The organism is Arthrobacter sp. efr-133-TYG-118 (genome assembly GCF_030209755.1).
Classification (GTDB): domain Bacteria; phylum Actinomycetota; class Actinomycetes; order Actinomycetales; family Micrococcaceae; genus Arthrobacter.
In genome coordinates this window covers 46,254-65,214 of sequence record NZ_JARVRH010000004.1, presented here as the reverse complement: position 1 = coordinate 65,214, position 18,961 = coordinate 46,254, and the positions used below count along the sequence as shown (strand labels likewise).

The following is an 18,961-nucleotide window of genomic DNA, read 5'->3' as shown; positions in this document are numbered from 1 at the left end:
TCCCGAGGAGTGCCATCAATGAGCCCCAAAGGCCAACCGTCTGCGGTCAACTCCGGAATCAGCCCTGCCGGCACAGTCCCATCGCTAGATGGATTGCGGCGTGCCCTGGGTGAGGACCGGACGTTCGCGCGGGTCAGGCCCGAGGCTTCGCGGGCCTTCAGGGAACGCAACAGCGACTACCAGATCAGCGCGCCCACGGGTTTGAGGGCGGCACTGCTGGCGGAGATGGCGGACGGCCTCGCGACCCAAGATCTTGAAGACAGCGCTGTGGTGTTGGCTGTGACGGCCACGGGCCGCGAAGCCGAGGACCTCACCGCGGCCTTGGCTGCCTATCTTCCCGCGGACTCGGTGGCGGCCTTCCCCAGCTGGGAAACCCTGCCGCACGAACGGCTCTCCCCGCGCTCGGACACGGTGGGCCGCAGGCTCTCAGTCCTTCGCCGCCTGGCCCACCCGGAGAGCTCGACGGCGGGTCCCCTGCGGGTGGTCGTGGCGCCGGTTCGTGCCGTGGTCCAGCCGGTCGTGGCGGGCCTGGGAGAACTGGTCCCGGTGACATTGAAGGTGGGGCAGGAAATGCCCTTCAGCGACGTGGTACGCCGCCTTGCCGACGCTGCCTATTCTCGCGTGGACATGGTTACCCACCGTGGTGAATTCGCCGTCAGGGGCGGTATTTTGGACGTTTTTCCACCCACCGAGGACCACCCGATCAGGGTGGAATTTTTCGGCGACGAGGTGGACCAGATGCGCTGGTTTGCCGTGGCAGACCAGCGTTCACTCTCCGGCCCGGCCGTGCACCACCCCAGCGAATTGCACGCCCCGCCTTGCCGGGAAATCCTCATCACTCCGTCGGTCATGTCCCGCGCCGCCAAGCTCAAGGCCGAGATGCCGGCCGCCGCGGACATGTTGGAAAAGATCGCGGGCGGCATCGCCGTCGAGGGTATGGAGTCCTTGGCCCCGGTCCTGGTAGACGCCATGGTGCCTTTCGTGGACCAGCTGCCGGCCGGTTCGATCGGTGTGGTCATCGAACCGGAGAAGGTCCGCACCCGCGCGCATGACCTCGCGGCCACCAACGAAGAGTTCCTTGAGGCGGCCTGGTCCACGGCGTCCGACGGCGGGACGGCGCCCCTCGACCTCGACTCAGTATTGGGCTCCCAAGCCGCTTCAGCTTTGCATGCGGCGAGCTTTCAATCCTTGACGGACACCCGGAGTGCGGCGCTGGCCCACGGTGTCTCCTGGTGGTCCATCACGTCATTGGCGACGGACGAAGAACTGGTCCTCGACATCGACGTCCTGAACCTGCATGCCCGTGAACCGCGCGGCTACCAGGGTGACGTCGCGGAAATGCTCGAATTCATCGGCTCCCACGTGCGGGACCAATGGCGCATCGTTGTGGCGACGGATGGCCCCGGGCCTGCCCAGCGTCTCGCCGAGTTGTTCCATGACGCCGATATCCCGTGCTCCCGTGTCGAATCCCTGGCCCACGAGCCCCAGGCCGGCATCATCGAGGTGACCACTGCCGCCGTCGGACGCGGTTTTGTCCTGGACGGCCTTAAGCTGGGGCTGCTCACGGAAGCGGACCTCTTGGGCCGCACATCGGCCGGGTCCACGAAGGACATGCGGCGCATGCCCTCCAAACGGCGCAACGCAGTCGACCCCCTCCAGCTGCACGCCGGAGACTTTGTGGTCCACGAACAGCACGGGATCGGGAAGTTCGTGGAGCTGATCCAGCGCAAGGTGGCGGGCTCCTCTGCCGGTCCGTCCGGGGGAGACGCCGGTCTTCGCGAGTACCTCGTGCTCGAGTACGCGGCGTCCAAGCGCGGTGCCCCCGGCGACCGGCTTTTCGTGCCGACGGACCAGCTGGACCAGGTGACCCGCTACGTCGGGGGCGACACGCCGTCGTTGAGCAAGATGGGCGGGGCGGACTGGGCGAGCACCAAGTCGAAGGCCCGCAAGGCCGTCAAGGAAATCGCGGGCGAGCTCATCAGGCTGTATTCGGCCCGGATGGCTTCGCGCGGGCATGCCTTCGCTCCGGACACGCCGTGGCAGCGGGAACTTGAGGAAGCCTTCCCGTATGTGGAGACGCCGGACCAGCTCACCACCATCAATGAGGTCAAGGCCGACATGGAACGCGAGATCCCCATGGACCGGCTAGTCTCCGGCGACGTCGGCTATGGGAAGACCGAAATCGCGGTCCGGGCTGCGTTCAAGGCGGTACAGGACGGCAAACAGGTCGCAGTTCTGGTTCCCACCACGCTGCTCGCCCAGCAGCATTACGAAACGTTCACCGAGCGCTTCTCCGGATTCCCTTTGCGCGTCAAGCCGCTGTCCCGGTTCCAAGGTGCGAAGGAAGCCAAGGAAACCATAGAGGGAGTCAAGAACGGCTCCGTCGATGTTGTCATTGGCACGCACCGCCTACTGTCGAAGGACTTCGAGTTCAAGGATCTCGGCTTGGTGATCGTCGATGAGGAGCAGCGCTTCGGTGTGGAGCACAAGGAAGCCCTCAAGAAGATGCGCACCAACGTGGACGTCCTCGCCATGAGCGCCACTCCCATCCCGCGTACCTTGGAGATGTCCCTTACCGGTATCCGCGAAACGTCCACCCTGGCCACGCCGCCGGAGGAGCGGCACCCGGTGCTGACATACGTCGGGCCGTTCACCAACAAGCAGACCTCCGCGGCGATCCGGCGTGAACTCATGCGCGAAGGCCAAGTATTCTTCGTCCACAACCGTGTGTCCTCGATCGAGCGCATCGCCGCCCAGATCCGGGAACTTGTCCCCGAGGCCCGCGTTGAAGTTGCGCATGGACAGATGTCCGAGAGCCGCCTGGAAAAGATCATCGTGGACTTCTGGGAGAAGCGCTTTGACGTCCTGGTCTGCACCACGATCATTGAAACCGGCCTGGATATTTCCAACGCCAACACCCTGATTGTGGACGGCGCGGACAAATACGGCCTCTCCCAGCTTCACCAGCTGCGTGGCCGCGTGGGCCGTGGCCGCGAACGGGCCTACGCCTACTTCCTGTACCCCTCCGAGAAGCCCTTGGGCGAAGTGGCGCTCGAACGGCTGAAAGCCGTCGCGGCCCACAATGAGCTCGGAGCGGGTATGCAGTTGGCCATGAAGGACCTCGAGATCCGCGGTGCCGGCAACCTGCTGGGTGGGGAACAGTCCGGGCACATCCAAGGGGTCGGCTTCGATCTGTACATCCGGCTGGTGGGTGAAGCCGTGGCCGAGTACCGCGGCGAGGCCGAAGAGAAGGCTGCCGACATGAAGATCGAGCTGCCCGTCAACGCCCACCTGCCGCACGACTATGTGCCGGGCGAACGACTGCGGCTGGAGGCCTACAGGAAACTGGCCGCGGCCATCACCAACGAGGCCATCGACGAGGTTCTGGCTGAACTCGTGGACCGTTACGGTGAGCCGCCGCTGCCCGCGAAGAACCTGATCGCCGTCGCCCGCTTCAGGGTGGGTGCCCGCGAAGCCGGGCTGTCCGACGTCGCTCTCCAAGGCAACTTCATCCGTTTCTCGCCTGCCCAGCTGCCCGAATCGAAGGTCATGCGGCTCAACCGCATGTACCCGGGCTCGCAGATCAAACCGGCCCTCGACGCCGTGCTGCTCCCCAAGCCCAAGACGGCAAGGATCGGCGGCCGCGACCTGCAGGACGCCGAGATCCTGGAGTGGGCCAACACGGTAATCGAAGCTATCTTCTCGGCTTCGCCGACGTCCAGCGCTTCGCAGACCGCAGGCTAAGCGATGATGGGAGGACACCACGCCGCGTCCGGGGCCGCGGCGTGGATAGCTATCGCTTCAACCGGCCCGTACGCCTTGGGCTGGTACCCGCTGGACGCCACTGGAATCCTCATCGGTGCGATGACGACGGCGGGGACTGCTTTGGTCTGCGATTGGGACCACCGCTCGAGCACCATCGCCCACTCGCTGCCGCCGCTGTCCAACGTGATCGCCGTCGGGATCGAGAAGGCCAGCGGCGGGCACCGGCAGGGCACGCATTCATTGTTGGGCGCCTCGGCTTTCGTGGTGCTCGCAGCCATGGCTGCCCAGTTCCAGCTGGATACTCCGGTGGGCCGTTTGTCGGTGGGCGCCGGGCTGTTGTGCATGTTCATGATCAACCTGGCCGCCAAAGCCCTCAAGCTGTTCCCGAATACCGGGTGGATCGCCAACTGGGTCTTCGGTCTTGCCATGGCCGGGCTGGTCACGTGGTTCGCCCCGCACCAGTGGAGCTGGTTACCGCTCTCCATGCTCACCGGCGTCATAGTCCATATTGTGGGCGACATGATCACCACCGGGGGAGTGCCGCTGCTGTGGCCGATCGTCATCAAGCCGCCGAAGTTCTGGCGCAAGCTGCCCCTGGTCAGCGGGATCTGGCGGGCCAACGGCGCATTCTCCATCCCCTTGCTTGGCAGGGCCGGCTCACGGCGGGAATGGCTGGTCCTGATTCCCGTGAGCGGCTACGCCATGGTTGGACTTGGCCTGGCGGCGTGGGCATTGCTCCGGAACCAGTGGCCGGCCCTCCAGGCACTCATGTTGGGGCTGGGTGGATGACGGTGGATATTAGAACCTGCCGGTTCTGACGCCGGGGCGCCCGGCGTCAGAACCTCGACGTACCTGGAGAGGTGAAGGGCGTTGTGCTGAGCGGGTTCGCAGCCAGGTCGGACAGTCCCGACAGCGGGGTGTAGGACGGGGTTCCGGCAACAACATTCGATGCTAGAGTCCCGGTTTTGTAGCTGCCGAGGACAATCGTGAGCTTGAGGGTCAGCGGATCCCATTGAACAGTCGACTTATTGCCCTGGGTGCCTTTGAACGTTGCCGTCGCCGAGCTGATGTAGTTTCCGCCTAGGCTCACTGTCCCGATGTTGAGGGAGGGGCATGCAGCGCTGGAGACCGTCAGTGTGTCGTTGGCTCCGTTGTCTTGGAGGGTGACAACCACATCGTTGTTGCTGTTCAGAATCTGAGTTCCGGTGTTATTCCAAGCTGTGCAGAACTTAGTGGCATCCATGCGCTCCGAGTAGGTGATGGTCACCGAGTCTAAGACGTCGGCCGTTCCAAGAGTTCCCCCGTTCGTCAGTGCGACCCCTGTCACCGTGGGTGCCACGACGTCCTTCGTGCTGCTTGCTGTACCCGCGGCGCTGACATTTCCGGCCGGGTCCGCGGCTGTTGCCGAGTAACTGATGGCACCAGGGTTGAGCGTGCCCAGGTTGAGTCCATTGAAGGACCACGTCCCCGAGCCATTTGCGGTGACAGTTTGGGTGACCGTGTGCACGGGGGTGCCGGCGTCCGTCACAGTAAGGCTGACTGATGCTCCGGCGTCGGACGTTCCGCTGACCGGGACACTGGCTACGTTGGCACCGTTCACATAGGCAGGAGCGCTGACCACCGGAGTGGCGGAAACCGTGTCCTTCGTGTTCGTGGTGGTCTTGGTGGCGCTGACGTTTCCGGCCGCATCGGTGGCGGTCGCGGAGTAGCTAATACTCCCGTCTGTGAACGTGCTGAGGTTCAAGCCAGTCACTGACCATGTTCCGGAACCAGTGGCGGTGACAGTCTGGCTGACCGTATGAGCGGAGCCGGCGTCGGTGACGGTGAGTGTGACCGACGCCCCGGCGTCGGACGTTCCGCTTGCCGGCACATTGCCCGCGTTGGCGCTGTTGACGTAGGTAGGCACAGTGACTGTGGGAGTGGCCGAAAGCGTGTCCTTGGTTTTGGCGACCGCGACGGAAGCCCCGGTATTCCCGGCGGCGTCGGTAGCGGTGGCAGTGTACGTGACGGCGCCCTGGTTGAGCGCGGACAGGTTGAGCCCGGTTGTGGACCAAGCACCGGTGCCGTTGGCCGTCGCAGTCTGCGTCACCGAATCGGCGGCCCCGGCGTCGGTGACGACGAGCGTGACTGCCGAGCCAGCCTCCGCCGTGCCGCTTACTGGCACGTTGGCAACGTTGGTGCTGTTGACGTACAGCGGGGCGGAGATCGTCGGGACGGCCGGGGCCAGCGTGTCCTTGATGCTGGTGACGGTCACAGTGGAGCCGGTGTTGCCCGCAGCGTCGGTGGCTTTGGCGGCATACGTGACGGTGCCTTGGTTCAAGGAGGTCAGGTCGAGGCCGGTTGCCGTCCAGGCTCCGGAGCCGTTGACTGTCACTGTCCGTGCCAGCGTGTGCGCGGCACCGGGATCGGTGATTGTGAGGGTCAGCGTTGATCCGGGCTCAGCTGTGCCGTTGATTGGGACAGCGGCAACGTTTGCACTGTTCACATACGTGGGCACAATGATCGAAGGTGCGCCGGGTGCCACCGTGTCGATCTTGATCGCAAGATTCTGGGGGGCGCTGGCGTTGCCTGCGTTGTCGGTCGCGAAATAGGTCACGACATGCGTTCCGTCGCCGCTCACGGTGACGGCCGCGTTGGCGGCGCTCACCGTCGTCGGACTGCCGGAATCAACGGCGTAGGTGATCGAGGCGACGCCGGAGCCGCCTGTGTTGTCCTGGGCCGTGAGATTGACGATGACAGGGCTGCTGTTGTTGAAGCCGGACGCGTTGGGCGACGGGGAAATGGACGCAACGGAGGCCACCGGCGGCGTGCTGTCACTGCTGACGGCGTCGCTGCGCGCGCTTTCAGCGCCGGTCCAGAGTCCGATGACCGGGGTGACGGTGTAGAACCATATTCCGCCCGGGACGTTCTGTTCGGCGCAGCTAATGACCGTAACGGTGCCTGCGCATGCGCCTGTCGCAGGGGTTTTGGATCCGCCCGTGGCCGCGTTGTACCGGGCAACCGTGTAACCGGTAACAGCGCGCCCGCCCGCCGTCGTACCAGGTGTCCAGTTCACTGAGATATCGGCACCCGTGGCAGAGACTGATGGCTTGTTTCCGGGCATGACGGCGTCCCCGGTAGCAGAGGCGAAATTGCTGCTGCTGATGGACTGCCAGAACGCGTAGGCCGCGGAACCGATGCCGGACACCAGGAGGATCCCGATGAGCACCCACGGGGTACGGGTCCTCAGCCAGCTGGCGGCGCGGGGCATGTGGTGCCGCGGTTGAATGCTCATTTTCGGACCGCCAACGTGACTGGAAGGTGGAAGGTGGAGCCCTGGCAGGCTGACTGCGACGTCGCATCCATACCCGCCGCCCCGGGAAGAGTGACCAATGCGGTCGAATTCGCGTCGATGGAAATGGTCGGACTGAGTGGACCGGGAGAGCCTGCGAGGGTAACGCCCGTGGTGGTGCAGGCAGGATGCGCGGTGTCGGCGGTGACGGGTCCGTTGCCCGTGACGCTGTACACTTGGACCGGGTAGGGGTTCGGGTTGGTCACCCGCAGCACAACGTCGGCAGTACCGCCGGGGATCAGTGTCGACGCCGGAGTGTCACCGGGAACGAGCGCGTCCACGGTGACAGTCTGCATGTCGCCGGCGGCAGCGGAGCCGCTGCCGGAGCCGGTCGTGGCCCAGTATGCATAAGCCGTCCCCGCGCCGAGCGCTAAGGTGAGCGCGCCTGCCAGGAACGCGGCTTTGACGCTGCGACCACTCCTCCACCTGTTCGCTTTCATGTCAGTTGCCCTGTCCCGTCCCGGAGTAGGAAAGCTGGAGGGTTGCGCCTTTGCAACCGTCCTGGTTGAGCGAGCTATTCAGCATTTTTATCTGCGGCCACTGAATTGCCGGAAATCCGCTGGTCGAGAGCGAGGAATTGCCTGGCGGGGCAGAAATCGGATAACTGCCGCTGAATTGGGTGATGACGTAATCCGAAGGATTGCACGGCCTGTTGTTCGCCACGGCTTGAGCGGTCCGGGTGATTCCCGTGATGGATACGGTCAGGCCGGTGACGTTGATGTTGGTATTGCCCGGGTTTGCTAACTGAAGATCAACCGACACGCTGTAGCCCGGTGCGAGAACTCCCGCGGGGCCGCCTGAGATGGTGAACGGTTGGTGCTGGCCGGCGGTCACCGTCAAGGAAACGACGACGACGGCGGACTGTACCGTCCCGCTGCTGCCCTTGAGGCTCAGGGAGTAGGTTCCCAAGGGCGTGGCGGATGTAGTGGACACGTTGAGGGTCGCTGACCCTGGTCCGGATCCGACGGCTACGACCGCGGGCGAAAACGATGCTGTGGCACCTGCCGGCAGGCCCGAGACTGTCAGTGAGACATTGCCAATAAAGCCGCCCGAGGGCTGGACCACGACGTTGTAGCTTGCCGGCGTCCCCTGGGTGACGGACCTGCTGGTGGGTGCAAGCTGCAGCGTGATGGCTTTTGGCGCGGTTTGGGTGCCGTTGCCATTACTATTGGCGGCGAGCACGACGCCCGATGTGAGGGTTACCAAGAGAAGGCCGGCCAGAAGCACTTTGGCTCCCGCACGGACGATGCGAAGCGGCGAGTGGAACAACTCCGGAATGCTCGGCACCGGGGGCCTCCTCTAGGTTTGTTCTGCGTGGATTCTGCGGGGACAGCACAAGCTGGTGGGCCCGTGACAGGCCCACCAGCCGGATTGCTAGAGGCTGCCGACCGTGACCGTAACCGTGGCGCTCTTGCAGGCGTCCTGGTTGGCGGCGTCGTTGAGGAAGGTCAATGTGCCGCTGCCTACGGACGTGCCGTTTGAGTTGTGTGCCACGGGCGAATTCGACGTCACGGCCGTGACCGTGAACCAGGAAGCGAGGCAATGCGTCGGGTCGCTCGTGGATACGGTTGCTGTGAGGGCTCCCACAACTGTGTCGGTGTTGCTCGCATTGTCGGCCGTGTAGGCGACAGAAGTCGAGTTGCCTGGTGCCAGGCCAGCCGCGAAGCTCGCGTACAGGGTGACAGTGCCTCCGCCGGCCGAGTTGGCCGCTCCGCCCGAACCACTACCCGTGGTGGTCCAGTAGGCGTAGGCTGCTCCGCCGCTTGCTGCTACGAGGGCAACTGTTGCCGCTGCCGCGTACACTTTTCCTTTTTTGCTCAATTTGCGCATGAGTGAGACTCCTTTTTGAATTGGTGTTCCCCAGAACAGGCGACAGCGGCAATGAATTCGAAATTTCCAACCCTTGCTTCGATTGCCCATTCAATCGATGCCCAAATGCTTGCATGGGCGGTCTTTAACTAACAACGAGTGGTGTTACCCGTCTTTCGCAGTCAAATATGAGTGGTACTACTTGGTTTCGATCACCACTTCTGACCTTCTTCGGTGGGAGAACGACGGCGACACGCCCCTTTTTGGGGCGTGTCGCCGTCGTTCGGGTTCAAAAGAGGTCAGAAGTGGTGGAGTCACATTTAAACTACTGTGGCCCCGGACTAAAAGTCCGGGGCCACAGTTTTGCAGTTGGTTCTTAGCTTTCGCCAGCCGAGTTGGAGCGGCCAAGAATGGTTTGCGGGATCCAGAAGGCGAGGCCAAAGAGGACCAGGCAGATGGCCATCGGCCACGTGTTCTCCAGCGTCAGGAAAGTCAGGGAGTAGATGGCGCCGAGGAACAGGACCATGCTGATCACAAAGAGCAGAATGCTCTGGCCCAGGGGGTTCTCTTTTTCGATGGGCTGGCTGGCGTTCTGGGACATGCTTCCTCCTCGGCCCCGGGGGGCTCAAAACTATGGCGGCTGCCGGGAAGATCAGTACGCGGATGAACCTTGTTCACCCTTGACGATGGCAATTCCGGAGCTCGCACCGATACGTGTTGCACCAGCAGTAATCATAGCCTGTGCGTCGGCCAGGGAACGTACTCCACCGGAGGCCTTGACGCCGAGGTCCGGGCCCACTGTCTTGCGCATGAGGGCCACGTCTTCCACCGTGGCGCCGCCACCGTTGAAACCGGTTGAGGTCTTGACGAAGTCCGCCCCGGCCTCCACCGATGCCTCGCAAGCCAGGACCTTCTGCTCGTCATTCAGCAGGGCAGTCTCGATGATGACCTTCAGGATGGCCCCACCCGCGTGGACCGCCTCCGCTACGGTCGTGATGTCATCCACCAAGGCGCCTTTATCCCCGGCACGGGCCGCGGCGATGTTGATCACCATGTCGATTTCATCTGCACCATCCAATACGGCGCCGCGTGCTTCGAAGGCCTTGACATCGCTGGGAGTCGCGCCCAGCGGAAAGCCGACAACCGAGCACGTGAGCACTCCGGAACCCTTGAGTGCCGTCGTGACGGTCTTGACCCAAATCGGATTGACGCACACCGACTTGAACTTGTACTCGGCCGCCTCGGCACACACTTGGCGCACTTCGGCTTCGCTGGCCTCCGGCTTGAGAAGAGTGTGGTCGATGTATGAAGCGATGCTTGCACTGTTGTCCAGTGCGGTGGAGGCTTCGTTGCTCATGGAGGTCCTTCCGTGGCGGGCCCGGTGTGCCGCAAGGGTCGCGGCTCGTCAAATGACCATCTTGCCACACTGCCCCGCCGCCGTGGAGGCTCCCCCAGAGGGGCCGGCGGGGCGGGGTATTGGGCCCCTGAGACTGGCTTCCCAGCCCGCCCCAGCCCGCCTCAGACCCCCCCCAGGCCGCCTCAGACCCCCAGGCCGCCTCAGGCCGCGACGGCGGAACGCCGGGACCGTTCGGGACTGGAAGCATGGAGCCTGGCGTCTTCCTCAAGCCGGGCGGCGCAGTGTGCCGCTGCGGCATTCGAGGAGAAGACGAGCCCGAGGCGCATGCCGTCACGGGAGGCGGCGTCGCCGATCGCCCAGATGCCGGGCACCGAAGTGGCGAAGTCGCGCCCCACCCTGATGCCGCCGTCGGGAGCTGTTTGCAGGCCTGCACTTTCAGCGAGCGCGTTGCGGGGGAGCCGTTCCTCCGCGAGCACCACAAGATCGCCGTTCATGCTGCTTCCGTCCTCGAAGACGATCCCGGTAGCCGGCAGGACCGAACCGGCGACGGAAGGCATGACGGCAGCTGGACGCAAGGTGGTGCGGACTGGCCGGACTCCGCGGGCACGCAGGACCGCCTCGGCTTGGCCGGCTGCCGGACCGGTGCCAACCAAGATTCCCAGCGGACGACGTCCCAGGACCTTGGTGATGTCCTTGACCGCGGTGCCGATCTGCTCGGCGTCGTCGATCGTGGAGTAGCTGAGGCTGCGGGCCGCGCCTTGGACCGGCGGGTGCATGGGGGAGGAGCCGGTGGCAATCACCAGCTGATCGTAAGGGAACTCGAGGCCTTCGGTGGTCGTCACCGTGCGGGCCTGGACATCGATGAAGCTCGCGGCCTGGCCGAAACGCACGGAGACCTGGGGGAGGGCTGCTAGCTCCAGGAGCGCGTCGGGGCACTCGTCGCGGTTGCTCAGGACCGTGATGGTGCCGATGAACGCTGCCGTTCCGGGCTGTCGCGAAGTAGTGCTGCTGCCTGTCAGCCGACGGACGAGGGCCTGGGCTGCGGGCCCGGCTCCTGCGATGACGAGGTGGATGGAGCCTGCGGACGGGGTGATGGACATGGTGGGTCCCTTCGCTGAACTGAGCTGTGGTGGATGTGCCTGTGCCCAGCGTAGGCGCGGGGTTTTTCGGTGGTGTTTCCCTGTTGTTGCCATTTGGCGGGGACTCGTTCCCTGATGGTTACCAGCCGGTAATGAGCTGGGTCACATGGGGGCGGGCGCCGTTGAGCTGCGGACTACCAGCTCCGGCGTGAGGCGCTCGTCTGCGATGGGGGCATCGGGATTGTTGAGCCGGTCCATTGCCACGGCTCCGGCGACGCTTCCCAGTTCCACAGCGTGGAGGTCGACCGAGGTCAAGTCGATGCCGTGGAGCCGGCCGGTTCGTGAATTGTCATAGCCCACCAGCGACAGGTCCCCGGGAATGGCCAGGCCCCTCGCGTAGGCGGCTTCGCGTGCCGCCAAGGCGAACAGGTCATTGTGGGTGAAAATTGCTGTCGGACGGTCCACGGAGTCAAGCAGTTCGGCGGCGGCGCGCTGGCCGGCATCTTGTGTAAAGTCGTCTGCCGGTACGGTCCAAGGAACCATGCCGGCGTCGCGCATTGTTTTCTCATAGCTTCTTCGGCGGACGGTATGGCCGTCATAATCGGGTCCGCCAAGGTGCGCGATCCGGGTGTGTCCGAGGCTGAGGAGGTGTTCGGTGGCGGCGCGGGCGCCGGCGTCGTCGTCCGAATACACGCTGTCGACGCCCGGTACCGGCCGCGCGACGCTGACGATGGGGACTATTTGGGCCAGTTCCCGCACTCGTTCGTCCGGGTCCAGTAGCGTTGCGGCGATGATGATCCCTACCCGTGCCTCGATCAGCGAGTCCACGGCTCCCGGATCCACGCCGTCGATAGGCTGGGAGACGCTCAGGATGAGTCGGTTGCGGGCCTGGGGGAGTGACATCCTTACGCCGCTGAGGATGTCGGCATAGACCTCGTTGTGGATGTCCATCAAATAGAGCCCGACGGCGGAGCGATGCTTGCGCGCCAGATCGGCGGCGGCCGCGTTGGGCCGGTAGCCGAGACGTTTTGCAGCGTCGAAGATGGCCTGCTTGGTCTCGTCGCTGACACCGGGAGCATCCCGGAAGGCGAAAGACACGAGCGTCCGGGAAACTCCGACTTCGCGGGCCACATCGCTCTGTGTTGCGGGACGGAGTTGCCGGTCTGGACCCATGCCCTCATCTTCCCATGGCGAAGAAGCCTCAATTAAGTCATTTGTTAGTTTGACCTTACATTTGGGTCTTTCGCGCGTTAGTCTGGTGTTCAGGGCGGGTGTATGACCCGCACCACAAGACAAAGGAGTCCTGATGTCTGCTACTCAAAATCACAGTAGAGCCGGCAGCGCCGTCGCGCTTCCACCTTTGACCAACGGCCCGCATCGTCAGCGCCTTGGCCTGGTCGCCCTGATCGCCACCTTCGGTGGCCTGCTGTTCGGCTATGACACGGGTGTCATAAATGGCGCCCTGAGGCCGATGACGGCCGAACTCGCGCTCACGCCGTTCACCGAGGGCATCGTTGCCAGCTCGCTCGTCTTCGCGGCGGCGCTCGGCGCGCTCTCGGGCGGACGCATCTCCGACGGGTGGGGGCGCCGTAAGACGATCATCCTGCTGGCGGTGCTGTTCTTCCTCGGCACCTTGGTGTGCGTGTTCACACCGAGTTTCGGGGTGCTCGTCGTCGGTCGCATCCTGCTCGGCCTCGCCGTTGGTGGCGCCTCGGCGGTGGTCCCGGTGTTCCTGGCGGAGATGGCCCCGTATGAGATCCGCGGCTCCCTGGCGGGCCGCAACGAGCTCATGATCGTCGTCGGCCAACTGGCGGCCTTCGTCGTCAACGCCATCATCGGCATCGTGTGGGGCGACGTCCCCGGCGTGTGGCGCATCATGCTTGCGGTCTGCGCGTTGCCGGCGATCGCGCTGTTCTTCGGTATGCTCCGGGTGCCCGAGTCCCCGCGCTGGCTCGTGGAGAAAGGCCGGCACGATGAGGCCCTCGCAGTGTTGCGGTCCGTCCGCTCAGAGGACCGTGCGCTTGCGGAGCTTGGCGAAGTCGAGAACGTCGCCAAGGAGGAGCAAGAAAGCCAACAGATCGGCTGGCGTGCGGTCTTCAGTAACAAGAACCTGTTCCGCATCCTGCTCGTGGGCATCGGCCTGGGTGTCGCCCAACAGCTGACCGGCATCAACTCGATCATGTACTACGGACAGACCGTGCTCGTCGAGTCGGGCTTCAACGAGAGCGGCGCGCTCATCGCGAACATCGCGCCCGGCGTGATCGCCGTGGTCGGCGGCGTCATCGCCTTGTCGTTGATGGACCGGATCGACCGTCGCAAGACATTCATCCTCGGTCTCACGCTGACCACCAGCTGCCACCTGCTCATCGGGTTCGCCTCAATGATGTTGCCCGTGGGCAACCCGATCCGCCCGTACGTGATCCTCTTCCTGGTGGTTGCCTTCGTCGGGTCCATGCAGACGTTCCTGAACGTGGCGGTGTGGGTCTACTTGTCGGAGGTCTTCCCGCTGCACATGCGCGGCTTCGGTACCGGCGTCTCGATCTTCTTCCTCTGGGTCGTCAACGGTTTCCTTTCGCTGTTCTTCCCGTCGCTGGTCGCGGGGATCGGGATCACCGGCACCTTCTTCCTCTTCGCCGTCGTCGGGGCGCTGGCCCTGGTCTTCGTCGTCAAGCAGGTCCCCGAAACCCGTGGCCGCACCCTGGAAGCACTCGAGGAAGACGTCACCACCGGTGCCATCTACCTGGTCCACAAGAACCAGGGCTAGACGCGGAGCCGGTAACCCCGTTTGACCACGGTTTCCACGAGCCTTCCGTCCGGCAGCGACGACCGCAAACGGCTCACCGTCATGTCCAGGGCATGGACCGAGCCACGCAGTTCCAGAAGATCGGAAAGCGCCTCGCGGGACAGCACCGCGCCCCCGGCTCCCAAAAGCGCCCGCAGCAGGAGCAGCGGAGCCGGGGCCAGCTCCACCACGGAACCATTGATCTTCAAACAGCGGCCGCGCAGCTCGATGTTCCCCGCAGGAGTGTCGAGCCGGCGCACATGGTTCAGGGCCAGGTGTTCGGTGACGAGCCGGATGAGCGCACCCATGCGGTAGCGGTCCGGGATGAGGGGGGCGAGTCCGGCGTCGATCAGCGGCTGTGCCGTGACGGGCCCGACGGCGGCGACGGTCACCTGGGTCTTGAGGGCCTCGATCAGCTGGCGGTACATGCCCATTTCGTGGGCAGTGCTCCACATGGCGTCCACGGCCGGTGCGCTCGTAAAGGTGAGCACGTCCAAGTCTCCACTGCAGGCGGCTTCGATCAACCGCGGCAGCTTGTCTTCGCCGTCGGGCTTTACCCAACGGTAGGGGGTGACGGTGAGGACCGTCGCGCCGGACATCCGGAGGCGCTCCAACTGGCGGACATCGGTGTAGCCGTGCAATTGCACGGCGACGGTCTTGCCTCGGACGCCTTCCTGAAGGAGCATGTCCACCAGTGTGGCGGTGGTCTCGTCACTGCTGATCCCGACGTCGGCAAGGCCTGCCGCGCGGACCGCACCGCGGGCTTTTGGTCCCCGCACGAACATGCGGCAGGCACCGAGGACGTCGAGAAGCTGCTCGCCGATGCCGAAAGAGTCCGCGGCCTCACACCAGCGCCGCATTCCGTAGGCGGTGGTGGCGATGCAGATATCGGGCTTGGCCGCGATGATCGTCTTCGTGTCCTCGATGAGCGTGATGTCTTCCTGGACCGGCGCGATCTTCAAAGCGGGAGCGTGCAACACGGAAGCGCCGCGCCGTTCAAGCGCCTCGATCAAGTCACGTGAACGCCTGTGTGAAGTCACCCCGATGCGGAAACCGTCCAGCGGCGCATCGTCATTTGGTGCGGGGGTGGCCAACGGCGAGCCCGCATCGATGGAATCTAGGGCATTCAACGTAGTCATATGTGTTCTTTCAGGCTTCAAGGAGGGAAGCTGCGAGTAGGTTGAGGTCGGCGGTGGCTTCGGTGTGATTGCGGTTGGATTCGGCCACCCGGACTACTTCGCCAATGACCAGGACGGCGGGGTTGGTGCAGCCAGCGGCCGCCGTTTCGATGGTGCCGAGTTCGGCGATGGTAGTGCGTTGTCCGGGGCGGTAGCCGCGTTCGACGACGGCCATTGGCATTGCGGGGTCCATCCCGGCCCGGCGGAGCCCGGCGGCGAGTTGGGGGAGGGTTCCGATGCCCATGAGGACCACGATAGTCCCGCCGAGGCCGGCCAAGTGGGTGTGCTCCTTCTCGGTGAGCGGTGCGTGGCCCGAGACAACCGTGAACATGTGGCTGACCTCGCGGTGCGTGACCGGAATGCCGGCGGCGGCCGGGACCGAGATGGCGCTCGTGACGCCGGAGATGACGCGGACCGGGATGCCCGCCTGCACGCACGCGCTGACTTCTTCGCCGCCGCGGCCGAACACATAGGGGTCACCGCCCTTGAGCCGGACCACGTTCTTGCCGGCCAGGGCGGCGTCGACCATGAGTTTTTCGATGTCGCATTGGGCTACTTTGTGGTGCCCGGGGCGCTTGCCGACGTCCACCATTTCCCCGGACGTCAATTGCGCCAGTTCGGCGTAGGGGGCAAGCCGGTCGTAGAAGACGACGTCGGCGTCCCGCAGCGCGTTGACCGCGCCTGTGGTCAGCAGATCGAGGGCGCCTGGGCCGCCGCCCACCAGGGTGACGTGGCCTGGCTCGCCTGCAGGCGGTTCGCTGGCGACGGGGATCCCCGCTTGCCTGCAGCGTTCGAGCAGGGGTTCCCAGCCGGGCTGGCCATCGTCGACGGCCGCGACCAGGAACGGGCGTTCGGGCAGCGGGCCGTCAGCGTCGGCTCCGTCGGGGGTGCTGAGCCGATGGACGACGGCGCCGGCGGCTTCGTAGCGCCGGACGGCCTGCCGTGCGGCGTGGGCCGAGCCTGTGACCAGAACGTCGCGGCTGGTGAGGTCGATGGTGAGCTGCATGGCTTCTTGCTCCTTAGTCCTGGCCGCGAACGGGGATCGTGCTGGCGATGAGGACGCCGCCTTTTTCCTCGTTGGTGGCGGGGCGGATCTGGCCGCGTTCGGGGACGAAGGCGATGGCTTCGTCTTTCTGGTCGGGGGCGTTGACGAAGGAGCGGAAGCGGCGGAGCCGTTCCGGGTCTTTGAGGGTTTCGGCCCATTCGTCCTGGTAGGTGTCGATGTGGCGGGCCATGGCGGTTTCGAGGTCATTGGCGATGCCGAGGGAGTCGTGGATGATGACGTCTTCGATGTGTTTGAGGCCGCCGTCAAGTTCTTCCTGCCAGCGGGCGGTGCGCTGGAGGCGGTCGGCGGTGCGGATGTAGTACATGAGGTAGCGGTCGATGTATTTGATCAGGGTGTCGTCGTCCAGGTCCTGGGCGAGGAGTTGCGCGTGGGCGGGCAGGAATCCGCCGTTGCCGCCGACGTACAGGTTCCAGCCTTTATCGGTGGCGATCACGCCGACGTCCTTGCCGCGGGCTTCGGCGCATTCGCGGGCGCAGCCGGAGACGCCCATTTTGAGTTTGTGCGGGCTGCGCAGGCCGCGGTAGCGCAGCTCGAGGTTGATCGCCATGGCGACCGAGTCCTGGACGCCGAAGCGGCACCAAGTGGAGCCCACGCAGGATTTCACGGTGCGCAGGCTCTTGCCGTAGGCCTGGCCGGATTCGAAGCCGGCCTCGACGAGTTCCTTCCAGATCTCCGGGAGTTGTTCGAGGCGGGCGCCGAACATGTCGATGCGCTGCCCGCCGGTGATCTTCGTGTAGAGACCGTACTTCTCCGCGACGCGGGCGATCACGCCCAGGCCCTGCGGGGTGATTTCGCCGCCGGCGATGCGCGGGACCACGGAGTAGGTGCCGTCCTTTTGCATGTTGGCCAAGGCGCGGTCGTTGGTGTCCTGCAGGGTGCCGCGCCCGGCGCCCAGGACGTATTCGCTGTTCTGGCTGGCGAGGATGGAGGCGATGGTCGGCTTGCAGATATCGCAGCCCGCGCCGGTGCCGTATTTGGCCAGGATGTCTTCGAAGGAGTCCAGTTCCAGGACCCGGATGGCGTCGAAGAGTTCCTGGCGGGAGAGGCTGAAATGCTCGCACAACGCCTTGGAGACCTCGATGCCGGACTTCTTCAGTTCCCCTTCGAGGAGTTTCTTGAGCATCGGCACGCAGGAGCCGCACTGGGTGCCGGCCCGGGAGCAGGCCTTCAGCTCGCCCAGTTCCCGGACGGGGGCGTTGCCCTCGCAGGAACCGCAGCCGTTGATCGCGTCGCGGATGTTCCCGGCGGGGACGTTGTTGCAGGAGCACAGGATCGCGTCGTCGGGCAGTTCGGTGTCGGGGGCGTCCCCGCCCCCGGCGGCGGTGAGGTACGCGCCGGGTTCGGCGGGGAGTTCGCGGCCGAGCAGGGGGCGCAGGCTCATGTAGGGGGTGGCGTCGCCGACGAAGATGCCGCCGAGCAGGGTCTTGGCGTCGTCGGTGGTGACGATCTTCTGGTACACGCCCCGGGCCGGGTCCGCGTAGACGATCTCCAGGGAGTGCTCGGTCCTGGCGAACGCGTCGCCGAAGCTGGCCACGTCCACGCCGGAGAGCTTGAGCTTGGTGGCGGTGTCGAAGCCGGGGAAGGTCGCTTGCCCGCCGTGGAGCCGGTCGGCCACGATCTCGGCCATGGTGTTCGCCGGCGCCACGAGCCCCAGGCACATGCCCCCGAAGTTCGCGACCTCACCGATGGCCCAGATGCCGGGGACCGGGGTGGCGCAGTGGTCGTTGATGACCACGCCGCCCTTCTTTCCCAGTTCGAACAGCTGTTCTTTGCCCTCCGCGGGGTCCTGGGCGGCGCGGAACAGTTCATCGCGGGGACGGATGCCGATGGACGCGATGACCATGTCGGCGGGGACGATGCGGCCGTCCTTCATGAGGACGCCGGTGACCTGGCCGTCGTCGTCGGACAATACTTCGGCGGGGTAGGTTCCCGTAAGAACTTCGAGCCCCTTGGCTGTGACCAGCCGGCCCAGCGCCTGGCCGGCGCCCTCATCCAGCTGGGCGTTCATGAGCCAGCGCGAACCGTTGATGACGGTGGCCTGCGCGCCCAACTCCATGGTGCCGGCCGCCGCTTCCAGGCCGAGGAGGCCGCCACCGATGGTCACGGTCTTGGCGGTCCGGCCGAGCTTCTCCGTGAGTTCGGCAATGGCCTTGTTGATGGCCCAGACGTCGTCGAGGGTGCGGTAGACATGGGCGAGCTCGCCGCCGGGGAAGGGGAGCTCTGCCGCGTCCGAGCCGGTGGCCACCACCAGGTGGTCGTAGTCGTAAGTGTTGCCGGCGGCGGTTTCCACGGACTTGGCCTCGGGGTTGATCTTGACCACCCGCTCGCCGGTGCGCAGGGAGATGGCCTCGTGCTCCCACATGGACATGTCGCCCAAGGTGAGGTCATAGTCGACATCGGTCAGCGCCTTGCTCAGCGTGACCCGGTCATAGGGAACGTGCTCTTCCTCGGTCAGGACCGTGACGTGCCAGCCCTCAAGACCGCGGGTATGCATGGCATCGGCAAAACGGTGGGCCGCAGGGCCTCCGCCGGCGACAACAATACGGCGCTGGTTTTCTGGGGTGGAAGTGTGTCCGGTCACTGGTGGCCTTTCG

Annotated in this window: 14 protein-coding genes; 3 read left to right on the top strand and 11 right to left on the bottom strand. The window is 65.0% G+C overall.

Annotated elements, in window-relative coordinates:
- Positions 1 to 18 precede the first annotated feature (18 nt).
- A complete protein-coding gene (gene mfd / locus QRN59_RS02850; protein WP_284980998.1) occupies positions 19 to 3,744 on the top strand; it encodes a transcription-repair coupling factor in 3,726 nt (1,241 codons plus the stop codon).
- Between the two features lie 3 nt (positions 3,745 to 3,747).
- A complete protein-coding gene (locus QRN59_RS02845) occupies positions 3,748 to 4,554 on the top strand; it encodes a metal-dependent hydrolase (protein ID WP_284980997.1) in 807 nt (268 codons plus the stop codon).
- Positions 4,555 to 4,600: 46 nt separating this feature from the next.
- Here the strand turns inward: QRN59_RS02845 and QRN59_RS02840 are convergent, their stop codons facing one another.
- The 8 genes from QRN59_RS02840 to QRN59_RS02805 form a co-directional block, all read right to left on the bottom strand.
- Positions 4,601 to 7,039: a beta strand repeat-containing protein gene (locus QRN59_RS02840; RefSeq protein WP_284980996.1), complete on the bottom strand. Its 2,439-nt coding sequence runs from the start codon at positions 7,037 to 7,039 to the stop codon at positions 4,601 to 4,603.
- Positions 7,036 to 7,536 carry a hypothetical protein gene (locus QRN59_RS02835; protein ID WP_284980995.1) on the bottom strand — a complete coding sequence of 167 codons (501 nt, stop codon included), beginning with the start codon at positions 7,534 to 7,536 and terminating at the stop codon, positions 7,036 to 7,038. The genes QRN59_RS02840 and QRN59_RS02835 overlap by 4 nt, the downstream gene beginning before the upstream one ends.
- Position 7,537: 1 nt before the next feature.
- Positions 7,538 to 8,383 (bottom strand): COG1361 family protein, encoded by an 846-nt coding sequence (locus QRN59_RS02830; RefSeq protein ID WP_284980994.1) that lies wholly within the window; start codon positions 8,381 to 8,383, stop codon positions 7,538 to 7,540.
- Between the two features lie 87 nt (positions 8,384 to 8,470).
- Positions 8,471 to 8,926 (bottom strand): hypothetical protein, encoded by a 456-nt coding sequence (locus QRN59_RS02825; protein ID WP_284980993.1) that lies wholly within the window; start codon positions 8,924 to 8,926, stop codon positions 8,471 to 8,473.
- Positions 8,927 to 9,281: 355 nt separating this feature from the next.
- Entirely contained in the window at positions 9,282 to 9,506 is a 225-nt protein-coding gene (locus QRN59_RS02820; RefSeq protein ID WP_284980992.1) for a hypothetical protein, read from the bottom strand.
- A gap of 51 nt (positions 9,507 to 9,557) precedes the next feature.
- Positions 9,558 to 10,262 carry a deoxyribose-phosphate aldolase gene (gene deoC, locus QRN59_RS02815; RefSeq protein WP_284980991.1) on the bottom strand — a complete coding sequence of 235 codons (705 nt, stop codon included), beginning with the start codon at positions 10,260 to 10,262 and terminating at the stop codon, positions 9,558 to 9,560.
- A gap of 200 nt (positions 10,263 to 10,462) precedes the next feature.
- On the bottom strand, positions 10,463 to 11,362 hold the full coding sequence (locus tag QRN59_RS02810; RefSeq protein WP_284980990.1) for an FAD-dependent oxidoreductase: 900 nt from the start codon (positions 11,360 to 11,362) through the stop codon (positions 10,463 to 10,465).
- 141 nt (positions 11,363 to 11,503) lie between these two features.
- Positions 11,504 to 12,514, bottom strand: coding sequence for a LacI family DNA-binding transcriptional regulator (locus QRN59_RS02805; protein WP_284980989.1), 1,011 nt, complete (start codon positions 12,512 to 12,514; stop codon positions 11,504 to 11,506).
- A 133-nt stretch (positions 12,515 to 12,647) separates the two neighbouring features.
- On the opposite strand from QRN59_RS02805, the gene QRN59_RS02800 reads away from it, so the two are divergent.
- On the top strand, positions 12,648 to 14,105 hold the full coding sequence (locus QRN59_RS02800; protein ID WP_284980988.1) for a sugar porter family MFS transporter: 1,458 nt from the start codon (positions 12,648 to 12,650) through the stop codon (positions 14,103 to 14,105).
- Here QRN59_RS02800 and QRN59_RS02795 read toward each other — a convergent pair.
- The 3 genes from QRN59_RS02795 to nirB are packed head-to-tail and all read right to left on the bottom strand — an operon-like array spanning position 14,102 to position 18,948.
- A complete protein-coding gene (locus QRN59_RS02795; protein ID WP_284980987.1) occupies positions 14,102 to 15,262 on the bottom strand; it encodes a uroporphyrinogen-III synthase in 1,161 nt (386 codons plus the stop codon). The two genes, QRN59_RS02800 and QRN59_RS02795, sit on opposite strands and share 4 nt — an antisense overlap.
- Before the next feature lie 10 nt (positions 15,263 to 15,272).
- Entirely contained in the window at positions 15,273 to 16,307 is a 1,035-nt protein-coding gene (cobA, locus tag QRN59_RS02790) for a uroporphyrinogen-III C-methyltransferase (protein WP_284980986.1), read from the bottom strand.
- Positions 16,308 to 16,320: 13 nt separating this feature from the next.
- Positions 16,321 to 18,948, bottom strand: coding sequence for a nitrite reductase large subunit NirB (gene nirB / locus QRN59_RS02785; RefSeq protein ID WP_284980985.1), 2,628 nt, complete (start codon positions 18,946 to 18,948; stop codon positions 16,321 to 16,323).
- Positions 18,949 to 18,961: the final 13 nt, after the last annotated feature.